Genomic DNA, 23049 nt, shown 5'->3' with positions numbered 1-23049 from the left:
CTTTCCTCCCTTTTCCTTCTTTTGTTTATACGTTCTTTATACCGTATTGATAATCTTGCTCTAGTATTAACTCTATTGTTTCCTGTGTCAAATCTTTCGCTACTGCTTGTAATAATCGATAAGTGGCAAGCACATCTTCCTTGTGAATGATTCCCTCGTGAGTATGCATATAGCGCATGGGAATCGAAAGGGTTGTCGTCAAGATGCCTCTGCCTGATTTATGGATATTTCCTGCATCTGTTCCACCTGCTGTAAAACAACTCAACTGATAAGGAATTTGCTCCTTACGACACAGCTCCTCTAAATAAATCAGCAAGCCCCTATTCGTGACGGTCATTGAATCAATGACATTAATCGTCACTCCCTTCCCTAGCTTGACATTATTTTGATCAAGCGGAGTATCTCCTGCTAAGGTCGTATCTACAGCAAAGGCAATATCAGGAGTCATTTTAGCAGCTACTGTCCGAGCACCTCTCAGACCGACCTCTTCTTGAACGGTCGCCGCAAGAGTCACACGATTCTTCAGTTCACTATCAGATAAATTCTTTATTAGATTCATACCGACTGCCACACTAATTCGATTATCAAAGGCTTTTCCTACTAAAAAATTAGGATTTGCAAGGCTGGTCATTTTCGTATCTGGGCACACCATATCTCCAACCTGAATACCTAATGCTAGTACTTCTTCCTTACTCGCAACTCCTAGGTCTACATAGAGCTGGTCCAAGGATAGGACCTGCCCTCGTTTATCCAGAGATAAAGCATGCACCGATGGGCTTCCAATAATGCCTAAGTAGTCTCTTCCTTCTTTGGTAAAAATACGGACACGATGATTCAGTAACACATGCGGCCACATATTTCCAACTGATTGTAATCTGAGATAACCTTGTTCTTCTATAGCTGAGACTAGAAAACCAACTTCATCCATATGTGTAGCAATCATCATATGAACCCCTGTCTCCGTCTTCGTCCCAACTTGAAATAATCCAGAACCCAAGCGATCTGTTCCGATAAATTCCTGATTCAACTGACGATTTAGGTAGGATAAGATTCGCATTTCTTGACCTGAAATGCCATACAAATTTGACAGTTGCTCTACTACTGTCCAATCAAATTGATTCATCGTAGGTCACCAGTCTTTCAAAATGATAGCACGCCACATCCTCGCTTGTTAACTCATGTAGATAGAGACAAATCAACTGCTTCAAACGCGCCACATCCTTCATATTTACAATATTAGAAAATGGCGTTTTTTGCTTCAATGGAATTTCAAGAACAACTGTCGGTGTCCCAGATAGACTCTTGTGGATAAAGGCCCCATCTGTCCCGGTTTCTTGTACCTCATGAATTAGACGAATCCCGTTTTTAGCAGCTACTTGTTCAAGATGATCTATGAGCTGACGGTTTGGCAACAACGTTTTATCAAAATAGCGTATGTAACAGGCGCCCTCTTGATAATCGTTCACAGGACTAGCGTCAACAACTAGAGCTACATCTGGCTGAATAGTTGTCGTAGCTGTAATGGCGCCTCTTTGCCCAGTAACAGATTGTGCAATACCGCCGATACATAGCTGATACGGCAACTCCTCGTCTTTCAACTCATTTAGTAGCTCTAAGCCAAGTACCAGACCAATCTTATTTTGAAGATTGTTACTCATGACTAGATGAGGTTGAAGGTATCTAGTTCGATGTTCAAGGACAATCGTATCACCTATCGCTATTCCGTAGGATTCCAACTCCTTTTTACTATAGGCCCCGATATCCACTAATAATTTCTCTCCAGAAGGAACTACCGTCCCTAGAAAATGTCTATGTCTCCTGTCCAGCACTACGACATCCTGATAGGTTAGTGCTGCTTTCTCTAACGGCCCCACAAGGACAAACTCTAGTGTCCCATCTTCGCGAAGGTCAGAAACGATGCCTCCTGCCTCATCTAGGTTAGAGCTAATCATCACCGTACAGGAACTTGCCCCTGCTTTCTTAGCAAAGATAGAACCTAGCCTATCTTGGACAATGGTCATTCCCAAGGTTTGGTATTGCTCTTTTAAATAATCACGAACCTCTTTTTCATCTCCAGATACTGCTGGTAATTGATATAATCGGTCAATTGCTTTCATCGTCATCACCTACTGATATATACATGTTGCAAGATCATCTAGGGATTGACCTTGCCCGACTGCCACCATGACCTTCGAGAGATTTTTAAAGGAATCACTAAGCCCAACACCACCTTTTTTCGGCATCTTAACCATAACTACTTGCTGCTTAAAGGTATCAATAATTCGCTTATTTTCCTCTGAGCACATGACAATGGCTTGGCAGTCTGGTAACTGTTCAGAAACAGCAGCAGCTAGTTGAGCAGCCATTTCCGCATAGGGTTCATAATTATAGCAAGGACCGCACAAGACAAAATCAGCCTTTACTTTCTTCAAAAGACCCAACATTTTGGTAATCACTTCTTCTTTATGATCTTGAAAATAGCCTGTCCCAGAATAGGTTGTTGCAATAACCGACAAGGATTTATCCAGATACTGCTGGAAGGTTAGATAAGCACCAATTCCACCTTTTTCAACAGCCAACGGCACATCTGTCTTATCTTTTCCACCTGCACCTGCTTGGATTTGATCAAAAAATAATACGACTCTCATCATTCACCTGTCCCTTTTTAATAGATATGCTTCTGTATGGAAAGAGAAGAGATAACTGCAATCGTCTCTTTTTCTGACATTCTTGCAGCTACCTCTCGTCTTTCTATTTTACAATTGGTTAATCAAATGACAAATCATCTAGAGAAATGTCGTCTAAATCATCTTCTTCTACATTTTCGCCACTTGTCTCATCGCGTAGGTATTGATTATCGAGTACCTTAAAGAATGGATAGTAAACCGCACAACCTAAGGAAACTAAGAAGATTTGGAACAAACCTGCAACGATGCTTCCGGTTGATAACCATCCTGAGAAGAATAATGGAGTTGTCCATGGAAGTGCAGCCCCTGTTGTATAAGGAATAATTCCTGCCATTGTCGCAAGTGTTGCTAAGACCGTATTCATCAATGGAACAAAAAGGAATGGCACGAGAATAACCGGATTCAATACTACTGGCAGACCAAAAATGACCATTTCGTTGATACCAAAGATACCGGGTAAAATGGACAAGCGTCCTAATTTCTTCATTCGCTCTGATTTACCAGCAAATACCATTAGAAGCACAAGAGATAAGGTACTTCCCCCACCACCGAAGTTTCCAAAGAAGTCACCAAACGGACCTGTAAAGATATTTGGCAAAGGAAGTCCTGCTTGAAAGGCTTCCAAGTTTTCGGTTGTCAAAGCCAAGTGAATTGGACTAAAGATGGTATTGGTAACCGCTGGTCCATTGATTCCAAAGAACCAGAACAAGGTAGATAGGAATTGATAGATTGGCTCAAAAATAACACTTTGACCAAATCCCATTAAAGGAGCTTGCAAAATTTGATAGATAAAGTTATGCGCATATCCATAACTTGTCAATGAGAATAGGATATTGACAAGCAGGAAGAAGAACATAACAAACATACTTGGAACCAAGGCTGCAAAAGATGCCGTTACTGCTGGTGGAACTCCGTCTGGTAATTTAATAACCCAGCCCTTATTTTTTACAAAGGTAAAGATTCGTACTGCTAATAAGGCTGAAATCATCGCGATGAACAAACCAGCAGAGCCCAAGTTTCCAAAAGCAAATCCTTTGAATACCTTATCTGTTGCACTATCGACAAAGTTGGGATGAGCCTGTGGCGCTAAAATCAAGAAGGAAACGAGCGACACAGCTCCCGCTGCAATCGCATCCGTATTGAGCTGCTTACCATACGAATACCCAATTCCTACTGCACCAAGTAAACCTACACAGCTAAAGGTAGCATTGATAATGGGGTCTAAATAGCTTTCCCATCCTTGTCCAAATGCGTGTGCGATAAATTCTGAATAGCCTGGAATTGGGAAATTGGCAATGACCAAAAAGATAGATGCCACAATCAATAAAGGTGTACTAACCAAGAAACCGTCACGAATCGCAATTAACTCCCTGTTGTTCCCTAATTTGACAGCCAGAGGAGCTAAAATACGCTCTATTTTATCCAACATACTACTTTCCTCCTTTTTCCTTGAGCATCTTAATTGCTCGTTTTAAAATCCGCTCACCATTGACATTTCCATAGTCTTCTAAATCAATAACCGCTACTGGAATCCCTTCAGGTTCATACTTTTTCTTGGTCTCTTCGTATTTGAATTTGACCTGCGGTCCTAACAAAATGACATCTGGGTGGTATTCTTCGACCGTTGAAGCTAGCTTAGCATCTGAGAACGCTTTGACTTCAATCGGTAGTTGGTGTTGATTTGCAACATCCTGCATTTTGCTAGCCACTAGACTAGTAGACATGCCAGCGTTGCAAAATAAATAAATTTTTTTCATCTCCTTGACCTCCTTAATCATTATTTTCAAATTGATGAAATGTTTCATAGACTCCAATCGTTTCTTCTGCAAGCAGTTTGATAATTTCTGAACTCATCAATTGATCTTCTGCATGCAAAAGTAGTAAGGTTACATTTTCTCCTTCTCCTGAACTTTCCTTACTTAATAGCTCAAAATGAACGTCATGCCCCTTTAAGCGGTAGCTTTCACCTTCCTCGATCAGTTGCCGTGCCTTATCAAATTCATACGCTTTAGCAGCCTGAAGAGCTTCCATAAATAAGGAACGTGCTGCTCCTAGGTTACTAATCATCTTAAAGCAAATCATTTCTAAGTCTTGCATTATTTTCTCCTTTATCTAATAATTATCTGCACGGCCTCAATGCTGCACAATATATTGAATAAATTGATCTCGGTTATCAATGGATACCAAAGTCTGAATACTGTCTCGATCCGAGATAATTCGAGCTAACCAGTCGAAGAATATAGTCATAAATTCTCGATCTGCTTCATTTAAAGCGAGGAGCATCACCATTTCCACTCTTGTACCACCCCATTCTATAGGATGAGCCAAATGAGCAATTGAAATGACCGATTGTCGGCTATTTAAAACGAGTGGATGGGGAATCGCAAGAGAATAGTCAAATGAAGTTGCCGAGCAGGCCTCTCTTTGGAGACAGGATTCCAAGAAAGAATCGTCCACAATCGAATACTGCTTTAGGCGATCCACCATAACTGTAATGGCTTCTGTGGCTGTCTCAACCTCTAACTGTGGATAAAAGAAGGTCTCATCAATAAATTTCCCAATCATCATATTAAATTCAATATTGGTCTGACGTTTTTCCAATTCATTTAATAATTTAAACAACCCCAATTCATCTTGAGCATTGAAAAATGGTGTAATAATAATGGTCTCAACCGGAAGCCTGTGTTTTAGAGCTACGCAGCTCACAATCAAATCCACATTTTTCTCAAGCACAACAGATTCTTCAAAATAAGGCAAAGTCCCCACTATCTCAATCCGATCTTTAAAGCGATCTGTGATTTTTTCAACTACTAGGTGCTTCATGTGGGGATTGATAGTCCCAACTAGTATCGCCCGTTGTTTTTTGGCATGATAGGCTCTGGCATAACCAGCACCCAGGTGAAGAGCGATAAAGCCCACTTCTTCTTCGGATAAATCCATCCCAATCATCTGTGATAGACGATTGGCCATATAGACTGCCATGTCAAATACCAAGGGATACTGAGTCTTAATATTTTTCAATAACAAATTTGGAATATGAATCTGGTTTTCCAAGCGCTCGAGTACCCCCTGTAAGTGAATACACAAGCCGTGAGCAAATTCGGTATCCTCGCCAAAGTCAATGCCGATCGTCTCTTTGACTTCTGATAAGATTTCTTCGACAAAGCCTTCCAACTGTCTTTGTTGTGAACTAGTCTGATAAACAGCCTGTTCGCGATAGCCAATTAAAAGTCGAGCCATCATCTTCACTTCACAAGTCGGAATGGAAATACTAAGAAGCTGAGATATTTCCTCTAAAAACTGCTGAGCCACTTGCCATTCTTGGCTATCTTCAATCGTCTTATCTTTCGTATCATAAGGTACAATTTGACCAACCATCATGCGGTCAATAGATATGCCGATATGGACCAGTAGTACAGGAATAATGGAAGACCTAACCTGATAATTTAGTCTTTTCAAGGTCGCATCAAATAGCTTTGAAATCTCCAACATGTTAAAGTTGGGATAAAGAGTAGCCAAACGATTTAAATTGATAAATTCCCCTTGAATTTCGCTGGTCAATAAATCGCGATACAACTTCCGCTTAGGATACTCTAAGCCCTCTAAGAGCAGGGTATCTTTTTTCTTTTTTAAAGATAGTCCCTTATACCCGTTTATCATCTTCCTCAGCTGTAGAATATCCAAGTCTAAGGTATAGGAGCTAATAAATAACTGTGCTTCTAACTGACTAGTACAAATTCCACTTGGATTTAAGAGCAATTGCCGTAAGAGCCACCCGATTCTCTCTTCAGGTTTTTCAGGGATGACATTCATATACTCCTGAGGAATCTGCTTTTGAAACACATAATATTTTTCTCTATCTAAGTAGTAGCCTCTATGGGTATGAGATTGAATCACTCCTGGAACAATTGTATTCATCTCTCCGATATCCGTTCGCAAGGTTCGACTCGAAATCTCTAAATCTTTAGCTAATATAGTTCCTTTTATCCATTGATTGGGATACCGTTGGTATAAGATAGTGAGAATTCGGTAATATCTTTGTTTCATTCCTTTCCTCCCACCATTTGCTATATACTTATTATAGCAAACGGATTATTTAATAATAGAGAATTGTTTTTCCTAAGTGCTAGGAAATTATACTGCCAGTTTCCTCTATCATCCCTACTAGCTGAATCATTTTTAAAAATTCCGCCAACGCTCGACTGACGTATCTTCCTTTCTTCCAATAAGCGTAAACATTTCTCTTCGCATTGCGAGTCCCTACTTTATAATAGATAACAGAATGAGAAGTTGGTAAACTTAAAATCAAGAGATCCCCAACAAAAGAAATACCCATTCCAGAAGCTGTAATCATATAGGCGGTCAACTGTTGGTCTACTTCTAAGAGTACCCTCGGCTCAAATGCCGCTTCTCGGCATATTTTCCGAGCGCGTCTACCCGTATCGTTATCGGACTTTTGTAAAATAAAGGCCTCTTTCTGGAAAAGCTCTAACGGGACAATCGGTGCTTCCTCCACCTCAAATCGACTTCGAATCTGATTAAGCGAGAGTTGATACTCCCCCAATTCTTGATTAATAGGGCAATGCTCAGGAACAGCTAACAAGAGATACTCTTGAAAGAATAACTGACTTTCTATAACCCTGTCGTCCAGCTCATCATTATCAATCAGTACATCAATTTCTCCTTTTTGCAGTTGTTCTTCTAATTTTCCCGTACTACTTTCGACTAGTGTCAATTGAATCTTCGGGTATAGACTTGAAAACTCGGCTATCAAAGGAGGTAAAATCAGAGAAGAAAACAAGCTCGTCCCGCCAATCGTCAAACTCCCCACATGAGCCTCTTGCCACTCGTTTAAATAATCCGTAAATTCTTGTTCAACCGCCATCATCTCTTCAATCGCCGTGATGTATTTTGCACCACATTCCGTTATAGATAAAGGCTTAGAACTACGATCAAAAATTGGATAGCCAATTCGTTCTTCTATTCTCTTCACCGCAGCACTAAGGGCTGGTTGCGAAATAAACAATTGCTGCGCAGCCTTTGAAAAACTTCTAGCCTTGTACACCTGATAGACATAATGCATTCCTGAAAACATCCAAAGCTCCTTATAACAAAAAATGTATAGTTAATATATGAATATAGGTATTTGCTTATACAATAGCATATTTTTATAATAAATACAACGAGATGTACAATCATCCATCATTCATATTTCCCCTATCCGTCTAAATTGGAGGCAACTATTATGAATAAAGTGCGTATCGAACACGATTCGATTGGAACAAAAGAAATCTCTCTTGATTCCTATTACGGAATTCATAGTGTCCGTGCAGCAGAAAATTTTCCTATTACAAAACAAGCAATCCACCCTCAGCTCATCAACAGTTTAGCTGCCATCAAACAAGCTGCTGCTATTACAAACTATGAGGCTGGACTCTTGGAAGGAACCGTTAAAGAGGCAATTGTTCAAGCAAGTCAGGACATTTTAGATGGCTTATTTCATGATCAATTTATCGTAGACCCTATTCAAGGAGGAGCGGGAACTTCCATGAATATGAATGCCAATGAGGTCATCTGCAACCGTGCACTTGAGTTATTAGGCAATAAAAAAGGAGAATATCGTATTCTCCACCCCAACGATCATATCAATGCCGGTCAATCGACCAACGATGTGATTCCTACCGCAGGAAAAATAGCCATTATCCAATTAATGCAACAACTCAAACAGACCATGCACACCCTTATTCTGGCTTTAGAAGACAAGGCGACTGAATTTTATCCTATCTTGAAAATGGGTAGGACTCAGCTACAAGATGCTGTTCCTATTCGTCTTGGTCAAGAATTTCATGCCTATGTCATTGCCGTAGAACGCTGCAACAATCGTTTGGACAGCATTCTTCAAGAATTATATACGGTCAATTTAGGAGGCACTGCAATTGGAACAGGGCTAAATGCAGATCTCTACTACTTCCACCACATTGTCCCCAACCTATCCCGCATTACGCATTTACCCCTACAGCAAGCTGAAGATTTGGTGGACGGTACTCAACATGTCGATGTCTTTGTCATGGCTTCAAATGTAGTAAAGACTTGCGCCGTAACTCTCTCTAAAATTGCAAGCGACTTACGCCTCCTTTCGTCTGGCCCCAAGACAGGATTTGGAGAAATTACCCTACCTGCTAAGCAAAATGGATCATCCATTATGCCTGGAAAAATCAATCCTGTCGTTCCAGAAGTCATCAATCAGATTGCCTTTAACATTATCGGAAACGATGTAACCATTGGACTAGCAGCAGAAGCTGGTCAACTGGAACTTAATGCCTTTGAACCCATTATTTTCTATAAATTGATTGAATCAATCGAAACATTAACAAATGGCATTAAAACCTTTACAGATAATTGTATTTGCGGAATCACAGCCAACGCCAAGCGTTGCAATCAACTTGTCACTTCAAGCGTCGGTATCGTGACAGCTCTATGCCCTTATATCGGTTATGGCCAAGCTGCTTCTCTCGTTAAAGAAGCAATGACTTCAGGAAAAACTATTGAGGAACTAGTTTTACATCATCAGCTCATCTCTCAAGAAGAACTCGCAACCATCCTAAATCCCACCCACATGACACAACCAGGCATCTCTGGAAAAGTTTATCAGTCGAATCTATCTTGACAGAGCATACGAAAAGGGACCAAGTACTTGGCTTGGCCCCTTTTCGTACTATAAAATTTCAGAATCCACTCAAACTATACCGCTCTAAAACAATCATGCGGGTATACTCTTAGTAAGTTCGTTTTGGAATAGTTGACAGCACCTATTCATCTGTCTTCTGACGTCGCAAGCTAAAGGTATCTGGTACTGGATCTTTTCCTCCTGTTACAAAAGGGTGACAGCGCAGGATACGCGCTATTCCCATGAGAAAACCTTTGAGCCCATGCTTTTGTAGTGCCTCAACCATGTAGCTTGAACAGGTCGGTTGGTAGCGGCAACTAGGTGGGAAAAGGGGGGAGATAAAGCGCTGGTAGAGGCGTACCAATCCAATCAAGATAGCGGTCATTTTTTCTGTTTCTTCGTGACAGCAAGGGTATGGAGCTTACTGACATCTTTCTTGTTCAATTTACGGGATTCTCCCGGACGAAGACCTGTTAAGTCAAGGTTGCCAAAGCGGGTCCGAGACAGTTTGTCCACCTGTAAACCAACAGCTTCAAACATCTTTTTCACCTGATGATTTCGCCCTTCGTGAATGGTCAATTCAACGACCGAACGGTTTTTAACAGGGTCTACTTTCAAGATATTGTACACAGCTGGCTTCGTTTTCTTGCCGTCAATCACCACACCACGAGTCAAGGGCCGCAAGACTTCTTTATTGGCAATTCCTTTAACACGCGCCACGTAGACCTTATCAATCTCATTACGTGGATGAATCATTTCATCGGTGAAATCTCCGTCATTGGTCAAAATCAAGACACCTGATGTATCCCAGTCCAGACGCCCGACAGGATAAATCCGTTCATTGACATGGGGCAAGAGATCAATCACTGTCTTTCTGCCCTTATCATCTGACACGCTTGAAATGACCCCACGAGGCTTGTTAAGGAGGTAGTAAACCTTTTCTTCGTTGTAAATTGGTTGCCCTTCAACCTCGACCTTGTCACCTGATTTAATGATGGTGCCAAGCTCACGCACGACCTGACCATTGACTATTACTAAGCCCTGCTTAATCAGCTCTTCTGCCTTTCGGCGGCTAGCCACACCAGCGTGAGCGATGTATTTATTGATTCTCATCTTCTTCTATCTCTTTTCTTTCTACGAACAAGTCGGTTTCTTCATCAACCAAATCAAGCTCTGACACATCAGGCAATTCCTCCAAGTGATTGATACCCATATAATCAAGGAAATAATCCGTTGTGACATATAGATTTGGACGTCCCAGCACTTCTTTTTTGCCATTTTCCCGAATCAGGTCAAAGGCCTGTAACTTGCTGATTGCTCCACTTGAGTTGACCCCACGAATGCTATCGACCTCAATCCTTGTAATCGGCTGTTTGTAGGCGATAATGGACAAGGTTTCCAGTAATGCACGTGACATGGACTGGTTAATCGGTGTTTTGGCATAGGTGCGCAGGAGGTCTGCATACTCTTTTTTAGTGACCAGTTTGTAGCGGTTAGACGATTCCAAAATAGCAAGCCCAGATTGATCATCTGCCTGGTATTTTTCAATTAATTTTTCGAGCTGTTGCACAATGGCTGACGGCTGTAAATCCAGCATTTCAGCTATATTACGCACTGTCAAGCCCTCTTCTCCTGCTACAAACAAGAGCACTTCAATCTCAGCTAATCGGCTCATCTTCACTCCTTATCAAGTAAATCTCTCCAAAATTCTCGGTCTGCTCCATGGTAATTTCCTTACTTTTGACCATTTCAAGCGTCGCCAAAAAAATGGTAATCACCTCATTCATATCCCGACTTTTGACAAATAAGTCCCGCAAGACCAAGCGTTTTCCTCTTTGAAACTGCCTGCGAACCTGCTCCATCATATCCTCGATTTTATATTCATCGCGCGCAATGGTCGTATGGCTCATCCGCAATTCTTCCTGCTTTTCAGCCATGACTTTTGAAAAGGCGAGGAAAATATCAATGACCGACTTATCTTGGGTCAAGGTCACATCATCATAGACCAATTCCAACTTGGGTTTGGAAAAATAGTTGGCCCGCTCCTCGTGCTGTTCCTTTAATTTTTCACTGAGCGCCTTAAAGGTACGGTACTCCTCCAATTGTGACAGCAATTCTTGCTCGGGATCGTCCGTAACATCCTCCTGCTCCACGATCTTTGGCAGGAGCCTACGGCTCTTAATCAGCATTAGCTGACTGGCCATGACCATGTATTCGCCAGCAATTTCAAGACGCATGGCTTGCAGGGTCGCGATATAGGCAAGATACTGCTCAATGACCTCGGTAATCGGCACTTCGTAGATATCCATTTGGTACTTAGACACCAAGTGAAGGAGCAAATCAAGTGGTCCTTCGAAATCTTTTAATTTAATATCCATGTTTGTATTTTTCTAGACTCATCGTTGTTTTTAAGCCCAAGAACTTGGCAATGTCTGCCAAATCTTTCCCAGCCTGCAATTGGTTGAGGATAAATTGTTCCCGCAACTTCTGGGCATTCCACTCCGATTTTCCTTGTTCCTCTAAAAATTCACTTAAGCGCTTGAAAAACCATTGACGAGAGTAAGACGAACCATTCTTGTCAAACAGATAAATCCCCTTGTTCACTTCTAAGAGTGGAAACAACTGATTGGGAATCGGGACAATCCGCTTCTGAGCTGACTTTTGAATAGCCAAGACTTGAAAATTTCGGTCTATATCTGCTTGTTTCATAAGGGCTAGCTCACTCGGCAAAAGCCCCAGATAGGCAATCATAAGTGCGATTTTCTGTCCGTCTTTATACTTGGTCTCCGCCCACAAAAAACTCAAATCTGCTAGACTCGCAACTACAGGCTGCGACAACACCTGCTGAGGGACTTTCACCTTGTAATAGCGGTCCAGGATCCCTTGTTCATAAAGATAGTACAAAAACTGATTGACCGCAGACAACTTGCGCTTTTGAGCAGCTGGTTTTAAAGCCTGTAAAAAGGCTTGATAGAGCGCTAAGGACGTCGGATTGGGTTTTGCGCAGTGTTTACTAAACTGCTCTAAATCATAGAAATAGGCGTTTTTCGAGTTGTCCGATAGGTCTTTTGTCGCAAGAAAAGCCTGGATAGCAGTTGTCATGTCCTTCATTATTTTTCTCCAAGCGTGAAGTTGTGAAGCAAGGCATTAACAGCTTTTAAAATGGACTTGCGAGTGATAATGCCTAGAAATTCTCCCTGTTCACCAACGACTGGTAAAAAGGCCTGATCCACCAATTTTCGCATGACTTCTTCTAGATGATAAGAGGCTCCAACAGTTGCGACATCCTTTTTCACAATAAGGGAAATATCCATGTGCAACTGGTCATCTGTCAATTCATTTTCAAACTGGTATTTGACAATTTCCCGCAGACCGATTGTACCGACAAATTGATTGTCTTCGGTGACCACAGGGACGCGTGAGTAGGTCATGTGGCTAAGTAAGAGCTTGGCATGATCGATATTATGTGTATCGATAATCACTGCCAATTTATTCGCCGGAGTCAAAAAAGTCTCTTCCTGCGCTAGGAGAAAGGTTTCAAATTCACGTGTAATCATCTGGGAATATCCTTTGTTAAGAGAGCATAGACTTGGTGGTCGCGATTGTAATACTCAATATGAATATGATCCTCAAAAATCGTTAAAATCGCATAGAGGCATTCCTGAACCATGCCCCGTGGTTGACGAATGGACCCTGGATTGACAAAGAGCGTCTTGCCTCGAACCGTTGCATCAGGTACATGCAGATGTCCATATAGACAGATATCCGCTTCCACTTCTTCTGCCCAGTAATCCAGTCGCATCCAGCTAAAGTTGATTCCATACAGATGCCCGTGGGTCTGTGCAATGGTCATATCGCCTAGTTGAACCACCAGTTGGTCAGGATAAGCAGAATCGTAATCACAGTTTCCTCTGACCACATAAATGCCGTCCCAGAGAGGATCCTTAGCATCCAACTCCGAATCACCATTATGAAACATCACATCAACCTTGCCTAGATAGCGTTCTTTTACTTCTTGGACAATGGCACGGTCGCCGTGCGAATCACTCATGACTAAGAGTGTTTGAGGTTCTGTTCTTGCCATACTGGAAATACCTCCAATAATTTTTTAAGTGCTTGCGCGCGGTGAGACTGCGCATTTTTTTCTTCAATAGTCATCTGGGCTGCTGTACGCCCTGTTTCGCCTACAAGAAAGAGAGGATCATAGCCAAAACCATTTTCCCCTTGCGGAACCGTGGCAATATAGCCGTCCCAATCTGCTTCAACCACAAGACTATCCACATTTGGTGCGGCAACAACCAAGGTACAGTGGAATTGGGCCGAGCGATCTTTTGGTTCAAAGACCATAGCCAATTCATGGAGCAATTTGGCATTGTTTCTTGCATCTGTCGCATCCGGACCTGAAAAACGAGCTGACCAAACACCTGGCATACCACCGAGTTTGTCAACTTTGAGACCCGAATCGTCTGCCAGTACCATTTTCCCCGTCAAATTAGCAATTGTTTCTGCTTTTAAGCGTGCATTTTCTTCAAAGGTCACGCCTGTCTCAGCCACATCTGGTAGGTCAAGATGGGCATTCAGATTTTCTACCTTGTAGCCCAATTGTTCAAAGAACTGACGAAATTCAGCAGTCTTGCCTTCATTTTTGGTCGCAATTAAAATCGTATCGCCAACAGCTGCCGGTACATCTGCCTGACCAAAGAAAGTCTCTGCTACTACACCATCCTGTGGCAGATGGATATCGACAATCTGCTGCCCATCCATCATGAGGAGCGCCCCCTTGTGCTGGACAACAGACAACTTGCGTCCGAGCTTTTCATTGATGATCTGAACGAGAAAGTTCAAAAAGGAAAAAGCCGAGCTATATTTCACAACATGAACCTGCAAGCCCTCAAGAGATAGGCGTTCTAGCAACTGATAAAAGCGTCTCCGAACACCTTCACAGTGTTCATCATCACCAAAACACGTCAAATAGCTAAACTCATCCCATGTACCAAGATACCAGTCATTGGCATCTTTATATTCATAGATTTTTTCTGTCATCGTTTCTACACTCCAGTTTTCTTCAAATACCCGTTACGGTTTACGCCAAAAGTCTTCTAACTCCACACCACCTTTAGGCAAATGAAGATAGAGCAGACGCCCCTTTTCTACTACCAAGACTGCACCTTGGTGTTTGACCACTTCAAGATTGCGTTCGGTATTGTCATTGATGATGTCAATAATGAAGCTGACCAATCGAAAGACTGAAGAATAACGGATTACAGTAACATCATATCCTCCAGCATTCCAAGCCTCTTCTGAGAAAGGGGCTGCTTCTCCATCTACAATAGAGGAGAAGCCTGGTAACACATCATGAATACGCAACTCGCCCATACCAGCTATGAGATTATGCCCTTGCCAATTTCCGACATACCAATCTTGGTCGTCCTTGTATTCGTAAATCTTTTCTGTCATAGGTTCACATGCTCCACCTGTATATCTTTTCCGAGCCAGTTTTCAGCAATTTCCCGAAAAGCAGCTGGACTAGCTGTCGTATAAAACAAATGTTGCGGTTGCTCTGCGGTTCTGCTGTGGTTGATTTCAAAATAATTGAGCAACACCGAAATATCCCGCGCACATTCTGCCCCACTATCAATCAGGGTCACATCCTGCCCCAAGACGTTTTGGATAATCGGACGAAGCAAAGGATAGTGGGTACAGCCTAGCACGACCGTATCGGCCTTTCCTTTCATGCTTTGAAGCGTTTCATAAACCACTTTCTTTGCTAAGCTTGACTGATAATTGTTTGACTCTACTAAGGGCACAAACTTCGGGCAGGCAAGACTGGTCACCCGTGTATCGGGAGATAGAGCCTGAATTTTTTGTCGATAGATGTCTGACTGAATGGTCATGGCGGTGCCTAAAACACCGATTTTTCCTGTCTTTGAAGCCTTGATAGCTGATGATGCCCCCGGCAAAATCACACCAAGAACAGGAATATCTAGCTTGGCCTTGACTTCTTCCCAAGCGACTGCCGTTGCTGTATTGCAGGCAAAGACAATCATCTTAACATTTTTTGTTTGTAAAAACTGAACCAATTCCCAAGTGTACTCTCGGATTTGTTCAGCAGGGCGCGGACCATAGGGAGCTCTAGCCGAATCCCCAATATACACGATTTCTTCGTGGGGAAGCTGGCGCATCAATTCACGCGCAACGGTCAAGCCACCCACACCCGAATCTAAAAATCCAATAGGTCGATTATCCATAGTTTTTCCTTACTGAATGTGACGATTCCTACTCCTCAAAATTGAGTTCTATAGTGAATTGAATAAAGGTCAGGACATCGTTAAGTCGCTTTGATAAACGCCAGTTCTATCTGTAGCTCCTTGCCTTGTCCTATTCCTTCATAAGATACGAGGGCGTATAAAGCACAAAGTGAAAATAGGAAGTCTGACGAAGAGCCCGCAGACTCTAGGAAAACTTATCTTTTTCTCACAGTGCTTAGCCCGTGTTCAATTTCATAAGATACGAGGGCGTTAAAAGCACACAGTGAAAATAGGAAGTCTGACGAAGAGTCTAAGGAGAGTTTGCTCTGTAAACTCCTATCACTCACCTCCAAAGGTATACTATACCTTTGGAGCTAGGAAGACTTATCCCTAAAGGGAGCCTCAGCTGTAACCAACTGAAGTTGGAACATCTGCGTCTCTTTTTCACACAGTGCTTAGTCCGTGTTCAGTTCTCAATCCACTATACTTACCTAACATCAAACCATTATAGTCTTGATCATTTCTTAAACAACACGACAATATCCGTTTTTTCTCACTTTGTTCGCTACTAGGCTAGCTGTAATTGATTGCCCATTACTAATAGCCTATTGGGGATGTTGATGGAGGATAAGTTCTAAGAAGAGAAGGTCACACAAACTAAAAAATGGGAAAGTGAGGACAGTCGATGTTTCCGACATTTCGACTGGTGTCCCACTTCCCCCACTTGATTATTTTTTCTTAGTCGCGATTTTTTGCTGACTCTTGATTTGACGAAGCACTTGTTGTACTTTAGCTTCGCTTGGTTTTTGACCCATTTGGCTCATCATAGCACGGAGGGCATTTTCATCTAAAACAGGCTTATCAGCGATATAGTTTTCCACCTGTTTGCGTGAAAGGTAAATTCCCAAAGCAACACCACCAGCAAAAGCTGCGATGATCAAGACAATTGCAAGACCTAGATTCATATCTATCTCCTATTTCTAAATTACAAAATCAATTCTCCCTATTATACCAAATTTGCGGGAATTTTCCAAGATTTATCTTAAAAGTTCTTCGCTAGTAAGAAACAAGAAAGGCCGCAAGAAAAGCTACATCATGCACAAAGCGTTTTTAGAACCTGTATTCATAAGCAAAGTCATTCTAATCAAGAGCTTACTTTACGTTACTCACCCCGTAGCATACCACTATCCATCATGTAGGTAAAAGTTGTGGCTGTCTCAACATTTCCTTCCGTGCCTTTGACCTCCGTTTGCCCATCCTGTCGTAACACATACATGCTATCATTTTCTCGATAAGCCAGTCCCTTTTCAGACAAGAGCTGATCACCTTTTACCAATTGGACGACGGACGCGCTAAGATATGGACCGTAATGGGCATTTGTTTTCGTATTCACCGCGTAGATACCGTCTTCTTTGACAAATACAAACAAAGAACTCTGGTTTTTTTCATATTCTTCAATCTTATCTAAAACAACTGTACCTAATGAATCTTTCAGTGTATCGGTCTCCCCTTCTTTCTCCAACTGATAGCCATTCAAATAAGCGTCACCGATGATTTTTGCCAAGCTTTCTGAAACCTACTTACGCTGCGTTGCTTGCTGTTCTTCGATAAACGGTCGAACAAGTTGCACTTGCCGTACGGTTTCTGCTTCTCTTTCCCGCGCTACTTTTCGCTGATAGTAGTAAGCACCTCGACCTATTAAAGCAATCAAGAGGAACACCCATAGCCAGTTCTTCTTTTTCATTTTAGAGCTTTTTTATTCCTCAAAGTCAAAGCCATACAAGGTCGCAAAATAATCCTCTGGTTTTTCCGCGCGACGAATCATGCGCGCACTTCCGTCTTCTTGCAGCAAAATCTCTGCCGAACGCAGACGACCATTGTAATTATAGCCCATAGAAAAACCGTGTGCACCCGCATCATGAATAACCAAGGTATCCCCTACCTCTGCCTGCGGCAATTCCCGCTGAACCGCAAATTTGTCATTGTTTTCACATAGAGATCCGACCACGTCCACCACCTCAATCGGCGCATCGGGACGGCTGATATTGGTAATATGATGATAAGCCCCATAGAAGGCTGGGCGCATGAGGTTAGCTGCTGAAGCATCTACTCCGATATAGGTGCGGTAGGTCTTCTTGCGATGAAGAACCTTGGTCACCAAATGACCATGCGGAGCCAGCATAAAGCGACCCAATTCCGTATAAATCTTCACCTCGCCCATACCAGCAGGGGTCAAGACTTCCTCATAGACCTTACGGACACCCTCACCAATGATTGCAATGTCATTGGCTTTTTGCTCAGGGCGATAATTGACACCGATTCCACCAGACAGATTGATAAAGTCAAGGGTCACACCTGTCTGCTCACGGATTTCAAGCGCCAGTTCAAATAATTGTTTTGCCAAGGTTGGGTAATAGTCATTAGTCACGGTATTAGAAGCTAGAAAAGCATGGAGACCAAATTCTTTCACTCCCAGTTCTTTCAATTCACGGTAACCTTGTAGCAATTGCTCCTTGGTCATGCCGAATTTTGACTCTTCTGGATGATCCATAATGTCTGTCCCAAGTGAGAATACTCCGCCAGGATTGTAACGCAGGCAGACCGCCTCTGGAATCCCCGCCACTTCTTTCAAGAACGCAATATGCTCATAAGCATCTAGATTAATAATAGCCCCCACTTCTCTAGCGTAGACAAATTCTGATCCTTGCGTATCATTTGATGTGAACATAATGTCCTCAAAGCCAAGCTTTTCACTCATCATCACTTCCACATCTGTCGCACAATCCACACCACAACCTTCTTCTTGCAAAATTTTTAAAATAGCAGGTGTCGGAGTGGCCTTGACCGCAAAATACTCCTTAAATCCCTTATTCCAAGCAAACGCAGCATTCAAGGCACGCGCCTTTTCACGGATTCCCTTCTCATCATAGAGATGAAAAGGAGTTGGAAATACTGCTGTAATCTCCTCTAGTACTTCTTTACTGATAAATGGTTCTTTTGTCATTCCTCTACCTCGTCAAATTTTTTACTATTATACCATACTTTGGTAGCCAATAGGCAATGAAAATCACAATCAGAATTTAGGTCATATTTCCTTGTCCCCAATAGGAAACTTGCTAATAAGCTCTACCAGCTAGACAAAAAAGAGAGGCTAGATAAAATCCGCCTTCTCATTTTTATAATTCAAAATCCTCTTCCAACTTCGCAATCATTTCCCGGAGCAATCTTTTATTCACATCAAATTTGACTGTCTTATCTTCTGAATTCAAGAGCAAGAGATTGGCATTGATTAACTTCTGGGTATGAAAGGACACTGCCGCTCCTGTAATCGCCAATTTCTCCGCAATATCCTTACTTTTGGCATATGGTTTAGTCAAAGCCACCATGACTTTATAGCGTGTCTCATCACTCATGACTTTTAAGGTCGTTGTTAACATATCTTCATCAATCGATTGCTTCGCAAGTAAAACTCTATCAACATCTACTGAAGTACACAAAAGGACAGGATAAGTCTGATACTGGGAATTATAAACAAAAGAAAAATGCATTAGCCACGGACTTAAAACGAAAAATTGAACTTGGTAAGCGCCTATTTCTTCAATGCCAATTGATTTATATAATCCATGTTCACCATAGATTTTTTCAAGGGAAAAACGTTTCGCAAACTCTAGTCTCTGCTGTTGAAACCGTTCATAATATGGGCGATACAAGGAAGCTACTTCTTCTATCAACTCCACCTGCTTACGAACAGTCTCTAACGGATTACGAATAGCTTGAAACCATTTCCATTTCTCCTCTGCATTTAGATCTGCCTGCTCTAAAAGGGCCACTAAATCACTTTTTTTATCAATTTGTTCACGATGACCACTTGACAAAGCTAAACGAATGGCCCGCTCAATGGTTTCCTGAGAAACGGTTGCAACTAACTGACAAGCCTCTTCTATCGTCTTAGGATCCTTTCCCTCTTCCAGTAATTCGAAATATACAAAATGTAACAGACCAAAATTTGTCGCAAATAAGTAGGCTGATAAGCGTTCGCTCATGTCCTCAAAAACGGATTCTAACTGGGTTTGAACCAAAAGAGCGTCCTTTAAAATTTCTTTTTCCTTTTGACTGCGCTCTTCATGTTCCTCCGTATCTTTTAGGACATAGAGGGGAACCATTAAAAATTCCACAATTTCACTTCGATGTTTACTATATATTAATTCCATATTCCATTTTCCTACTCTCTTATTTCAGAAGCTACGTTTCTTATAGTATAGACCAAAAGTAGCAGAGAAAGCAAGAGAAAGACAAGAGATATACTTCCTGCAGAAGCGACCACAATGAGTACAGCCATAACCCCACGCAGCACCACCATGCCTAATTGGACAAAAGTGGCAATACCTGCACTAATCGTTGCCAATTGACTTTCTGGCAAAGAACGATAGATAAGCGCATTAAGTTTGGGGTTCATAACGCCTACAAGGATTGCTGTCACAAACAGGCAGGCAAAAACACCATAGACAGAGCGGAAGTAAAAACTCACAAAAAGAAATACAGGGACATAAACAACCCACTTGGTCAGCTTGGCAATCGTCATGTCTTTAAACAAACTGGTCGTCAGCAAACTCCCTAAGATAGAACCGACGAGATAAACAGTCATACTTGCTACAATCGTCGTTGCCGAATTTACAATCACAAAACTTGGTGTCTCCTTAATCAGCAAAACTATCAAAGGAGTCAAGGCAACAAAAAGAGCATTTAAAGCAGTAATAACCAAAATCACCATTTTTAAAATCCGAATCTCTTGGACTGCCCGATAAGAAGCCACCAAACTATCTTTCATATCCACCCAGAAATGACCATTCTTATCTTCTTTTTCTTCCTGCTGTAGCGGATGCGCTGCTAGCAATTTCTTTAAGGCAGGACGGATACACAAGGTGATGAAGAGACTGAGCAAAAATGTTCCCGCATTGAAAAAGGCTAATTGTTGGTAAGTCATCACTCCAATCAAGACTGCTCCGCTAGACTGAAAGACGATTTGTAAAATCGAACCAATCCCCTGACGAAAAGCAGCAGCTGCCTCCCGATCCTCATTTGGAATCACTCGTAGACTGACTGGCATAAAAAGATAGGATTCATACTGTCCTGCAATATCAGACAACAGATTGATTACACAAACAATTGCAACAATCCATAACGCTGGGGAAAAGCCCATCACGAAGCCGACAAGCCCATACAATAGGACACGAATGACTAAGGTCCCTACAATGGTATCCAATTTATTTTTAGTCTGATCCGCCCACATCCCGATAAAGAGTCCAACTACGATTGGCAAAGTTTCCGATAAGGTAATTATGGATACAGCCAGTTTCGTATCTGGAAAAACGAGAATATAATTCATCAAGGCCAAATAGTACAGTACATCCCCAAAATTAGACACCATATCAGCTACAAATGACAGCATAAATAGTCGGTTTTTCAACATCTTTTTCATATACATTCTCCTTTTTTTATAGCTTTATTATAGCCATAAATTCCCCAAAAGCAAGGCTATTTCAGCAAGCGGTGATTATCCTTCTGTAAGTGGTCAGAAATTATCAGTTACCTGCATCATAAACATGATTTTGGAAATTATTTTCACTTAATTTTTATTAAACAATTGTTTAATTTTATTCTACTCTTCTTTTCTGGAAAAGTCAATATTTCATTTAACAAAAATTAAACGTTTGTTTAATAACATATTTTTAGCAAAATAACGGTAAATCGTTTTCTTTTTGAAAACTTTTTATTATAATCTTAAAAGAGGTGAAAAATGTGAAAAAAATTGCTTTTGATTCAACGAAATATCTACAATTGCAGCGTGACCATATTTTAGAACGCATCCAGCAATTTGACGGAAAATTGTATATGGAATTTGGTGGAAAAATGCTAGAAGATTTCCATGCAGCCCGTGTTCTCCCTGGTTACGAGCCTGACAACAAAATCAAGCTCCTCCAAGAATTGAAGGAGCAAGTCGAGATTGTCATTGCTATTAACGCCAGCAACATCGAGCATTCCAAAGCTCGTGGTGATTTAGGTATCTCCTACGACCAGGAAGTCTTGCGCTTGATTGATACCTTTAATGACTTGGGCATCTATGTCGGCTCTGTCGTCATCACCCAGTACACCAATCAACCAGCGGCTGACGCTTTTCGGCATCAGTTGGAAAAAAACGGTATCAAGTCCTATCTTCATTATCCTATCAAGGGCTATCCATCTGATATTGACTACATTATTTCGTCCGAAGGCATGGGGAAAAATGACTATATCGAAACCAGTCGCAATCTAATTGTCGTGACCGCACCTGGCCCTGGTTCTGGAAAGCTCGCAACTTGTATCTCGCAACTCTACCATGACCAATTGCACGGTATCAAGGCAGGATATGCCAAGTTTGAAACCTTCCCTGTCTGGAATTTACCGCTTCATCACCCTGTCAATCTTGCCTATGAAGCAGCAACTGCTGACCTAGACGACCTCAATATGATTGACCCTTTCCACTTGCAAACCTATGGCAAAACGGCGATCAACTACAACCGTGACATCGAAGTCTTTCCGGTTCTTAATCGAACCTTTGAGCGTATCTTGAATAAGTCTCCATATGCATCACCAACGGACATGGGGGTCAACATGGTGGGCTACTCGATTATTGATGAAGAGGCAGCCATTGCCGCTTCAAAAGAAGAAATTATCCGCCGTTACTACCAAACCTTGGTTGATTTCAAGGCCGAGCGCGTGCCAGAATCAGCTGTGAAAAAGATTGAACTCTTGATGAATGAAGTAGGCGTTTCAGCAAGCGACCGCAAGGTGACTATTGCCGCGCGTGAAAAAGCAGAAGTAACAGGCCAACCAGCGCTCGCCATTGAACTACCAAATGGCGAGATTGTCACAGGGAAAACCTCTGACCTCTTTGGACCTTCAGCTGCTGTCATCATCAATGCCATAAAAAACCTAGCCAAGATTGACAAGAAAACCCACTTGATTGAGCCTGAATATGTCAAACCGATTCAGAACCTCAAAATCAATCACCTCGGTAACCGCAATCCACGGCTCCACTCAAGCGAGCTACTGATTGCCCTTGCCATCACTGCTATGAACAAGCCAGAAGCAGACCTTGCTATGAAACAATTGGGGAATTTGAAAGGTAGCGAATGCCATTCAACCGTGACCCTACCGGAAGAAGACCGCAACGTCCTGCGCAAACTCGGTGTCAATGTCACCTTTGACCCTAACTATCAACACAATAAGTTTTATCATAAGTCGTAAGACATGAAAAAGGAGCTGGAAAACCAGCTCCTTTATATGGCTCTATAATTTCTGTAGTGGGTAACTCCACCGCAGAGGTTATAGAGCTTTTTGACTATATCAAAAAGTCCCATATGACCTATAATGAAAAGCGACAAAACTATCATTTAGAAAGACTCAT

General features: G+C 41.9%; 26 protein-coding genes. 2 read left to right on the top strand and 24 right to left on the bottom strand.

The genetic code is table 11. The annotated features are described in order from the left end of the window. Window positions 1-25: 25 nt before the first annotated feature. The 8 genes from CHF41_RS04645 to CHF41_RS04610 all read right to left on the bottom strand — a co-directional run bounded on the left by CHF41_RS04645 (window position 26) and on the right by CHF41_RS04610 (window position 7782). Entirely contained in the window at window positions 26-1123 is a 1098-nt protein-coding gene (locus CHF41_RS04645) for a M42 family metallopeptidase (protein WP_119876203.1), read from the bottom strand. After that, window positions 1110-2117, bottom strand: coding sequence for a hypothetical protein (locus CHF41_RS04640; protein WP_162911918.1), 1008 nt, complete (start codon window positions 2115-2117; stop codon window positions 1110-1112). Before CHF41_RS04640 ends, CHF41_RS04645 begins: the two co-directional genes overlap by 14 nt. A gap of 9 nt (window positions 2118-2126) precedes the next feature. Next, window positions 2127-2651, bottom strand: a complete 525-nt coding sequence (locus tag CHF41_RS04635) for a GrdB-related putative oxidoreductase (protein WP_206269760.1) — start codon at window positions 2649-2651, stop codon at window positions 2127-2129. A 115-nt stretch (window positions 2652-2766) separates the two neighbouring features. Then, window positions 2767-4116 (bottom strand): PTS sugar transporter subunit IIC, encoded by a 1350-nt coding sequence (locus CHF41_RS04630; RefSeq protein ID WP_119876201.1) that lies wholly within the window; start codon window positions 4114-4116, stop codon window positions 2767-2769. A 1-nt stretch (window position 4117) separates the two neighbouring features. After that, window positions 4118-4444 carry a PTS sugar transporter subunit IIB gene (locus CHF41_RS04625; protein WP_119876200.1) on the bottom strand — a complete coding sequence of 109 codons (327 nt, stop codon included), beginning with the start codon at window positions 4442-4444 and terminating at the stop codon, window positions 4118-4120. 13 nt (window positions 4445-4457) lie between these two features. Continuing rightward, entirely contained in the window at window positions 4458-4784 is a 327-nt protein-coding gene (locus CHF41_RS04620) for a PTS sugar transporter subunit IIA (RefSeq protein ID WP_206269759.1), read from the bottom strand. Between the two features lie 36 nt (window positions 4785-4820). Next, entirely contained in the window at window positions 4821-6734 is a 1914-nt protein-coding gene (locus CHF41_RS04615) for a BglG family transcription antiterminator (RefSeq protein WP_119876198.1), read from the bottom strand. Window positions 6735-6813: 79 nt separating this feature from the next. Continuing rightward, window positions 6814-7782, bottom strand: coding sequence for a LysR family transcriptional regulator (locus CHF41_RS04610; RefSeq protein WP_119876197.1), 969 nt, complete (start codon window positions 7780-7782; stop codon window positions 6814-6816). Between the two features lie 150 nt (window positions 7783-7932). Here CHF41_RS04610 and CHF41_RS04605 point away from each other — a divergent pair, with 150 nt between their 5' ends. After that, window positions 7933-9354 carry an aspartate ammonia-lyase gene (locus CHF41_RS04605; protein WP_119876196.1) on the top strand — a complete coding sequence of 474 codons (1422 nt, stop codon included), beginning with the start codon at window positions 7933-7935 and terminating at the stop codon, window positions 9352-9354. Window positions 9355-9496: 142 nt separating this feature from the next. On the opposite strand, the gene yidD is transcribed toward CHF41_RS04605, so the two are convergent. From yidD to CHF41_RS04530, 16 genes are all read right to left on the bottom strand, one after another. Continuing rightward, entirely contained in the window at window positions 9497-9739 is a 243-nt protein-coding gene (yidD, locus tag CHF41_RS04600; RefSeq protein WP_119876195.1) for a membrane protein insertion efficiency factor YidD, read from the bottom strand. After that, window positions 9736-10467, bottom strand: coding sequence for a pseudouridine synthase (locus CHF41_RS04595; RefSeq protein ID WP_119876194.1), 732 nt, complete (start codon window positions 10465-10467; stop codon window positions 9736-9738). Before CHF41_RS04595 ends, yidD begins: the two co-directional genes overlap by 4 nt. After that, a complete protein-coding gene (gene scpB / locus CHF41_RS04590) occupies window positions 10454-11029 on the bottom strand; it encodes an SMC-Scp complex subunit ScpB (protein WP_119876193.1) in 576 nt (191 codons plus the stop codon). Before scpB ends, CHF41_RS04595 begins: the two co-directional genes overlap by 14 nt. Further along, window positions 11013-11732: a segregation/condensation protein A gene (locus CHF41_RS04585; RefSeq protein WP_119876192.1), complete on the bottom strand. Its 720-nt coding sequence runs from the start codon at window positions 11730-11732 to the stop codon at window positions 11013-11015. Before CHF41_RS04585 ends, scpB begins: the two co-directional genes overlap by 17 nt. Further along, complete coding sequence (gene xerD / locus CHF41_RS04580; RefSeq protein WP_119877134.1) at window positions 11722-12456, bottom strand: site-specific tyrosine recombinase XerD; 735 nt, start codon at window positions 12454-12456, stop codon at window positions 11722-11724. The genes CHF41_RS04585 and xerD overlap by 11 nt, the downstream gene beginning before the upstream one ends. 8 nt (window positions 12457-12464) lie before the next feature. Then, window positions 12465-12911, bottom strand: a complete 447-nt coding sequence (cbpB, locus tag CHF41_RS04575; RefSeq protein WP_119876191.1) for a cyclic-di-AMP-binding protein CbpB — start codon at window positions 12909-12911, stop codon at window positions 12465-12467. Then, complete coding sequence (locus CHF41_RS04570) at window positions 12908-13438, bottom strand: metallophosphoesterase (RefSeq protein WP_119876190.1); 531 nt, start codon at window positions 13436-13438, stop codon at window positions 12908-12910. The genes cbpB and CHF41_RS04570 overlap by 4 nt, the downstream gene beginning before the upstream one ends. Further along, entirely contained in the window at window positions 13408-14397 is a 990-nt protein-coding gene (locus tag CHF41_RS04565) for a nucleoside-triphosphate diphosphatase (RefSeq protein WP_119876189.1), read from the bottom strand. Before CHF41_RS04565 ends, CHF41_RS04570 begins: the two co-directional genes overlap by 31 nt. A gap of 33 nt (window positions 14398-14430) precedes the next feature. Continuing rightward, window positions 14431-14811 carry a hypothetical protein gene (locus CHF41_RS04560; protein WP_119876188.1) on the bottom strand — a complete coding sequence of 127 codons (381 nt, stop codon included), beginning with the start codon at window positions 14809-14811 and terminating at the stop codon, window positions 14431-14433. After that, window positions 14808-15602 carry a glutamate racemase gene (gene racE / locus CHF41_RS04555; protein ID WP_119876187.1) on the bottom strand — a complete coding sequence of 265 codons (795 nt, stop codon included), beginning with the start codon at window positions 15600-15602 and terminating at the stop codon, window positions 14808-14810. Before racE ends, CHF41_RS04560 begins: the two co-directional genes overlap by 4 nt. Window positions 15603-16330: 728 nt before the next feature. Continuing rightward, window positions 16331-16567 (bottom strand): YneF family protein, encoded by a 237-nt coding sequence (locus CHF41_RS04550; RefSeq protein ID WP_119876186.1) that lies wholly within the window; start codon window positions 16565-16567, stop codon window positions 16331-16333. Between the two features lie 197 nt (window positions 16568-16764). Continuing rightward, window positions 16765-17166 carry a hypothetical protein gene (locus CHF41_RS04545; protein WP_119876185.1) on the bottom strand — a complete coding sequence of 134 codons (402 nt, stop codon included), beginning with the start codon at window positions 17164-17166 and terminating at the stop codon, window positions 16765-16767. Between the two features lie 12 nt (window positions 17167-17178). Continuing rightward, window positions 17179-17346 (bottom strand): hypothetical protein, encoded by a 168-nt coding sequence (locus CHF41_RS10080; protein ID WP_162911917.1) that lies wholly within the window; start codon window positions 17344-17346, stop codon window positions 17179-17181. A gap of 12 nt (window positions 17347-17358) precedes the next feature. Further along, window positions 17359-18606 carry a diaminopimelate decarboxylase gene (locus tag CHF41_RS04540; RefSeq protein WP_119876184.1) on the bottom strand — a complete coding sequence of 416 codons (1248 nt, stop codon included), beginning with the start codon at window positions 18604-18606 and terminating at the stop codon, window positions 17359-17361. 172 nt (window positions 18607-18778) lie between these two features. Beyond that, complete coding sequence (locus tag CHF41_RS04535; RefSeq protein ID WP_119876183.1) at window positions 18779-19813, bottom strand: ArsR family transcriptional regulator; 1035 nt, start codon at window positions 19811-19813, stop codon at window positions 18779-18781. 11 nt (window positions 19814-19824) lie between these two features. After that, entirely contained in the window at window positions 19825-21081 is a 1257-nt protein-coding gene (locus CHF41_RS04530) for an MFS transporter (protein ID WP_119876182.1), read from the bottom strand. Between the two features lie 320 nt (window positions 21082-21401). Between CHF41_RS04530 and CHF41_RS04525 the strand changes: the two genes are divergently transcribed. Further along, window positions 21402-22889 (top strand): DUF1846 domain-containing protein, encoded by a 1488-nt coding sequence (locus tag CHF41_RS04525; RefSeq protein ID WP_119876181.1) that lies wholly within the window; start codon window positions 21402-21404, stop codon window positions 22887-22889. Window positions 22890-23049: the final 160 nt, after the last annotated feature.

This window comes from Streptococcus respiraculi, assembly GCF_003595525.1.
GTDB classification, from domain to species: domain Bacteria; phylum Bacillota; class Bacilli; order Lactobacillales; family Streptococcaceae; genus Streptococcus; species Streptococcus respiraculi.
Note: the sequence above shows the minus strand (reverse complement) of the source record. Positions and strands in the feature narration are given on the sequence as shown.

Excerpts from the sequence above, each read along its gene's own strand:
- CHF41_RS04645 (WP_119876203.1), bottom strand. The coding sequence starts at position 1,123 with ATGAATCAATTTGATTGGACAGTAGTAGAGCAACTGTCAAATTTGTAT.
- CHF41_RS04640 (WP_162911918.1), bottom strand. The coding sequence starts at position 2,117 with ATGAAAGCAATTGACCGATTATATCAATTACCAGCAGTATCTGGAGAT.
- CHF41_RS04635 (WP_206269760.1), bottom strand. The coding sequence starts at position 2,651 with ATGATGAGAGTCGTATTATTTTTTGATCAAATCCAAGCAGGTGCAGGT.
- CHF41_RS04630 (WP_119876201.1), bottom strand. The coding sequence starts at position 4,116 with ATGTTGGATAAAATAGAGCGTATTTTAGCTCCTCTGGCTGTCAAATTA.
- CHF41_RS04625 (WP_119876200.1), bottom strand. The coding sequence starts at position 4,444 with ATGAAAAAAATTTATTTATTTTGCAACGCTGGCATGTCTACTAGTCTA.
- CHF41_RS04620 (WP_206269759.1), bottom strand. The coding sequence starts at position 4,784 with ATGCAAGACTTAGAAATGATTTGCTTTAAGATGATTAGTAACCTAGGA.
- CHF41_RS04615 (WP_119876198.1), bottom strand. The coding sequence starts at position 6,734 with ATGAAACAAAGATATTACCGAATTCTCACTATCTTATACCAACGGTAT.
- CHF41_RS04610 (WP_119876197.1), bottom strand. The coding sequence starts at position 7,782 with ATGTTTTCAGGAATGCATTATGTCTATCAGGTGTACAAGGCTAGAAGT.
- CHF41_RS04605 (WP_119876196.1), top strand. The coding sequence starts at position 7,933 with ATGAATAAAGTGCGTATCGAACACGATTCGATTGGAACAAAAGAAATC.
- yidD (WP_119876195.1), bottom strand. The coding sequence starts at position 9,739 with ATGACCGCTATCTTGATTGGATTGGTACGCCTCTACCAGCGCTTTATC.
- CHF41_RS04595 (WP_119876194.1), bottom strand. The coding sequence starts at position 10,467 with ATGAGAATCAATAAATACATCGCTCACGCTGGTGTGGCTAGCCGCCGA.
- scpB (WP_119876193.1), bottom strand. The coding sequence starts at position 11,029 with ATGAGCCGATTAGCTGAGATTGAAGTGCTCTTGTTTGTAGCAGGAGAA.
- CHF41_RS04585 (WP_119876192.1), bottom strand. The coding sequence starts at position 11,732 with ATGGATATTAAATTAAAAGATTTCGAAGGACCACTTGATTTGCTCCTT.
- xerD (WP_119877134.1), bottom strand. The coding sequence starts at position 12,456 with ATGACAACTGCTATCCAGGCTTTTCTTGCGACAAAAGACCTATCGGAC.
- cbpB (WP_119876191.1), bottom strand. The coding sequence starts at position 12,911 with ATGATTACACGTGAATTTGAAACCTTTCTCCTAGCGCAGGAAGAGACT.
- CHF41_RS04570 (WP_119876190.1), bottom strand. The coding sequence starts at position 13,438 with ATGGCAAGAACAGAACCTCAAACACTCTTAGTCATGAGTGATTCGCAC.
- CHF41_RS04565 (WP_119876189.1), bottom strand. The coding sequence starts at position 14,397 with ATGACAGAAAAAATCTATGAATATAAAGATGCCAATGACTGGTATCTT.
- CHF41_RS04560 (WP_119876188.1), bottom strand. The coding sequence starts at position 14,811 with ATGACAGAAAAGATTTACGAATACAAGGACGACCAAGATTGGTATGTC.
- racE (WP_119876187.1), bottom strand. The coding sequence starts at position 15,602 with ATGGATAATCGACCTATTGGATTTTTAGATTCGGGTGTGGGTGGCTTG.
- CHF41_RS04550 (WP_119876186.1), bottom strand. The coding sequence starts at position 16,567 with ATGAATCTAGGTCTTGCAATTGTCTTGATCATCGCAGCTTTTGCTGGT.
- CHF41_RS10080 (WP_162911917.1), bottom strand. The coding sequence starts at position 17,346 with ATGAAAAAGAAGAACTGGCTATGGGTGTTCCTCTTGATTGCTTTAATA.
- CHF41_RS04540 (WP_119876184.1), bottom strand. The coding sequence starts at position 18,606 with ATGACAAAAGAACCATTTATCAGTAAAGAAGTACTAGAGGAGATTACA.
- CHF41_RS04535 (WP_119876183.1), bottom strand. The coding sequence starts at position 19,813 with ATGGAATTAATATATAGTAAACATCGAAGTGAAATTGTGGAATTTTTA.
- CHF41_RS04530 (WP_119876182.1), bottom strand. The coding sequence starts at position 21,081 with ATGAAAAAGATGTTGAAAAACCGACTATTTATGCTGTCATTTGTAGCT.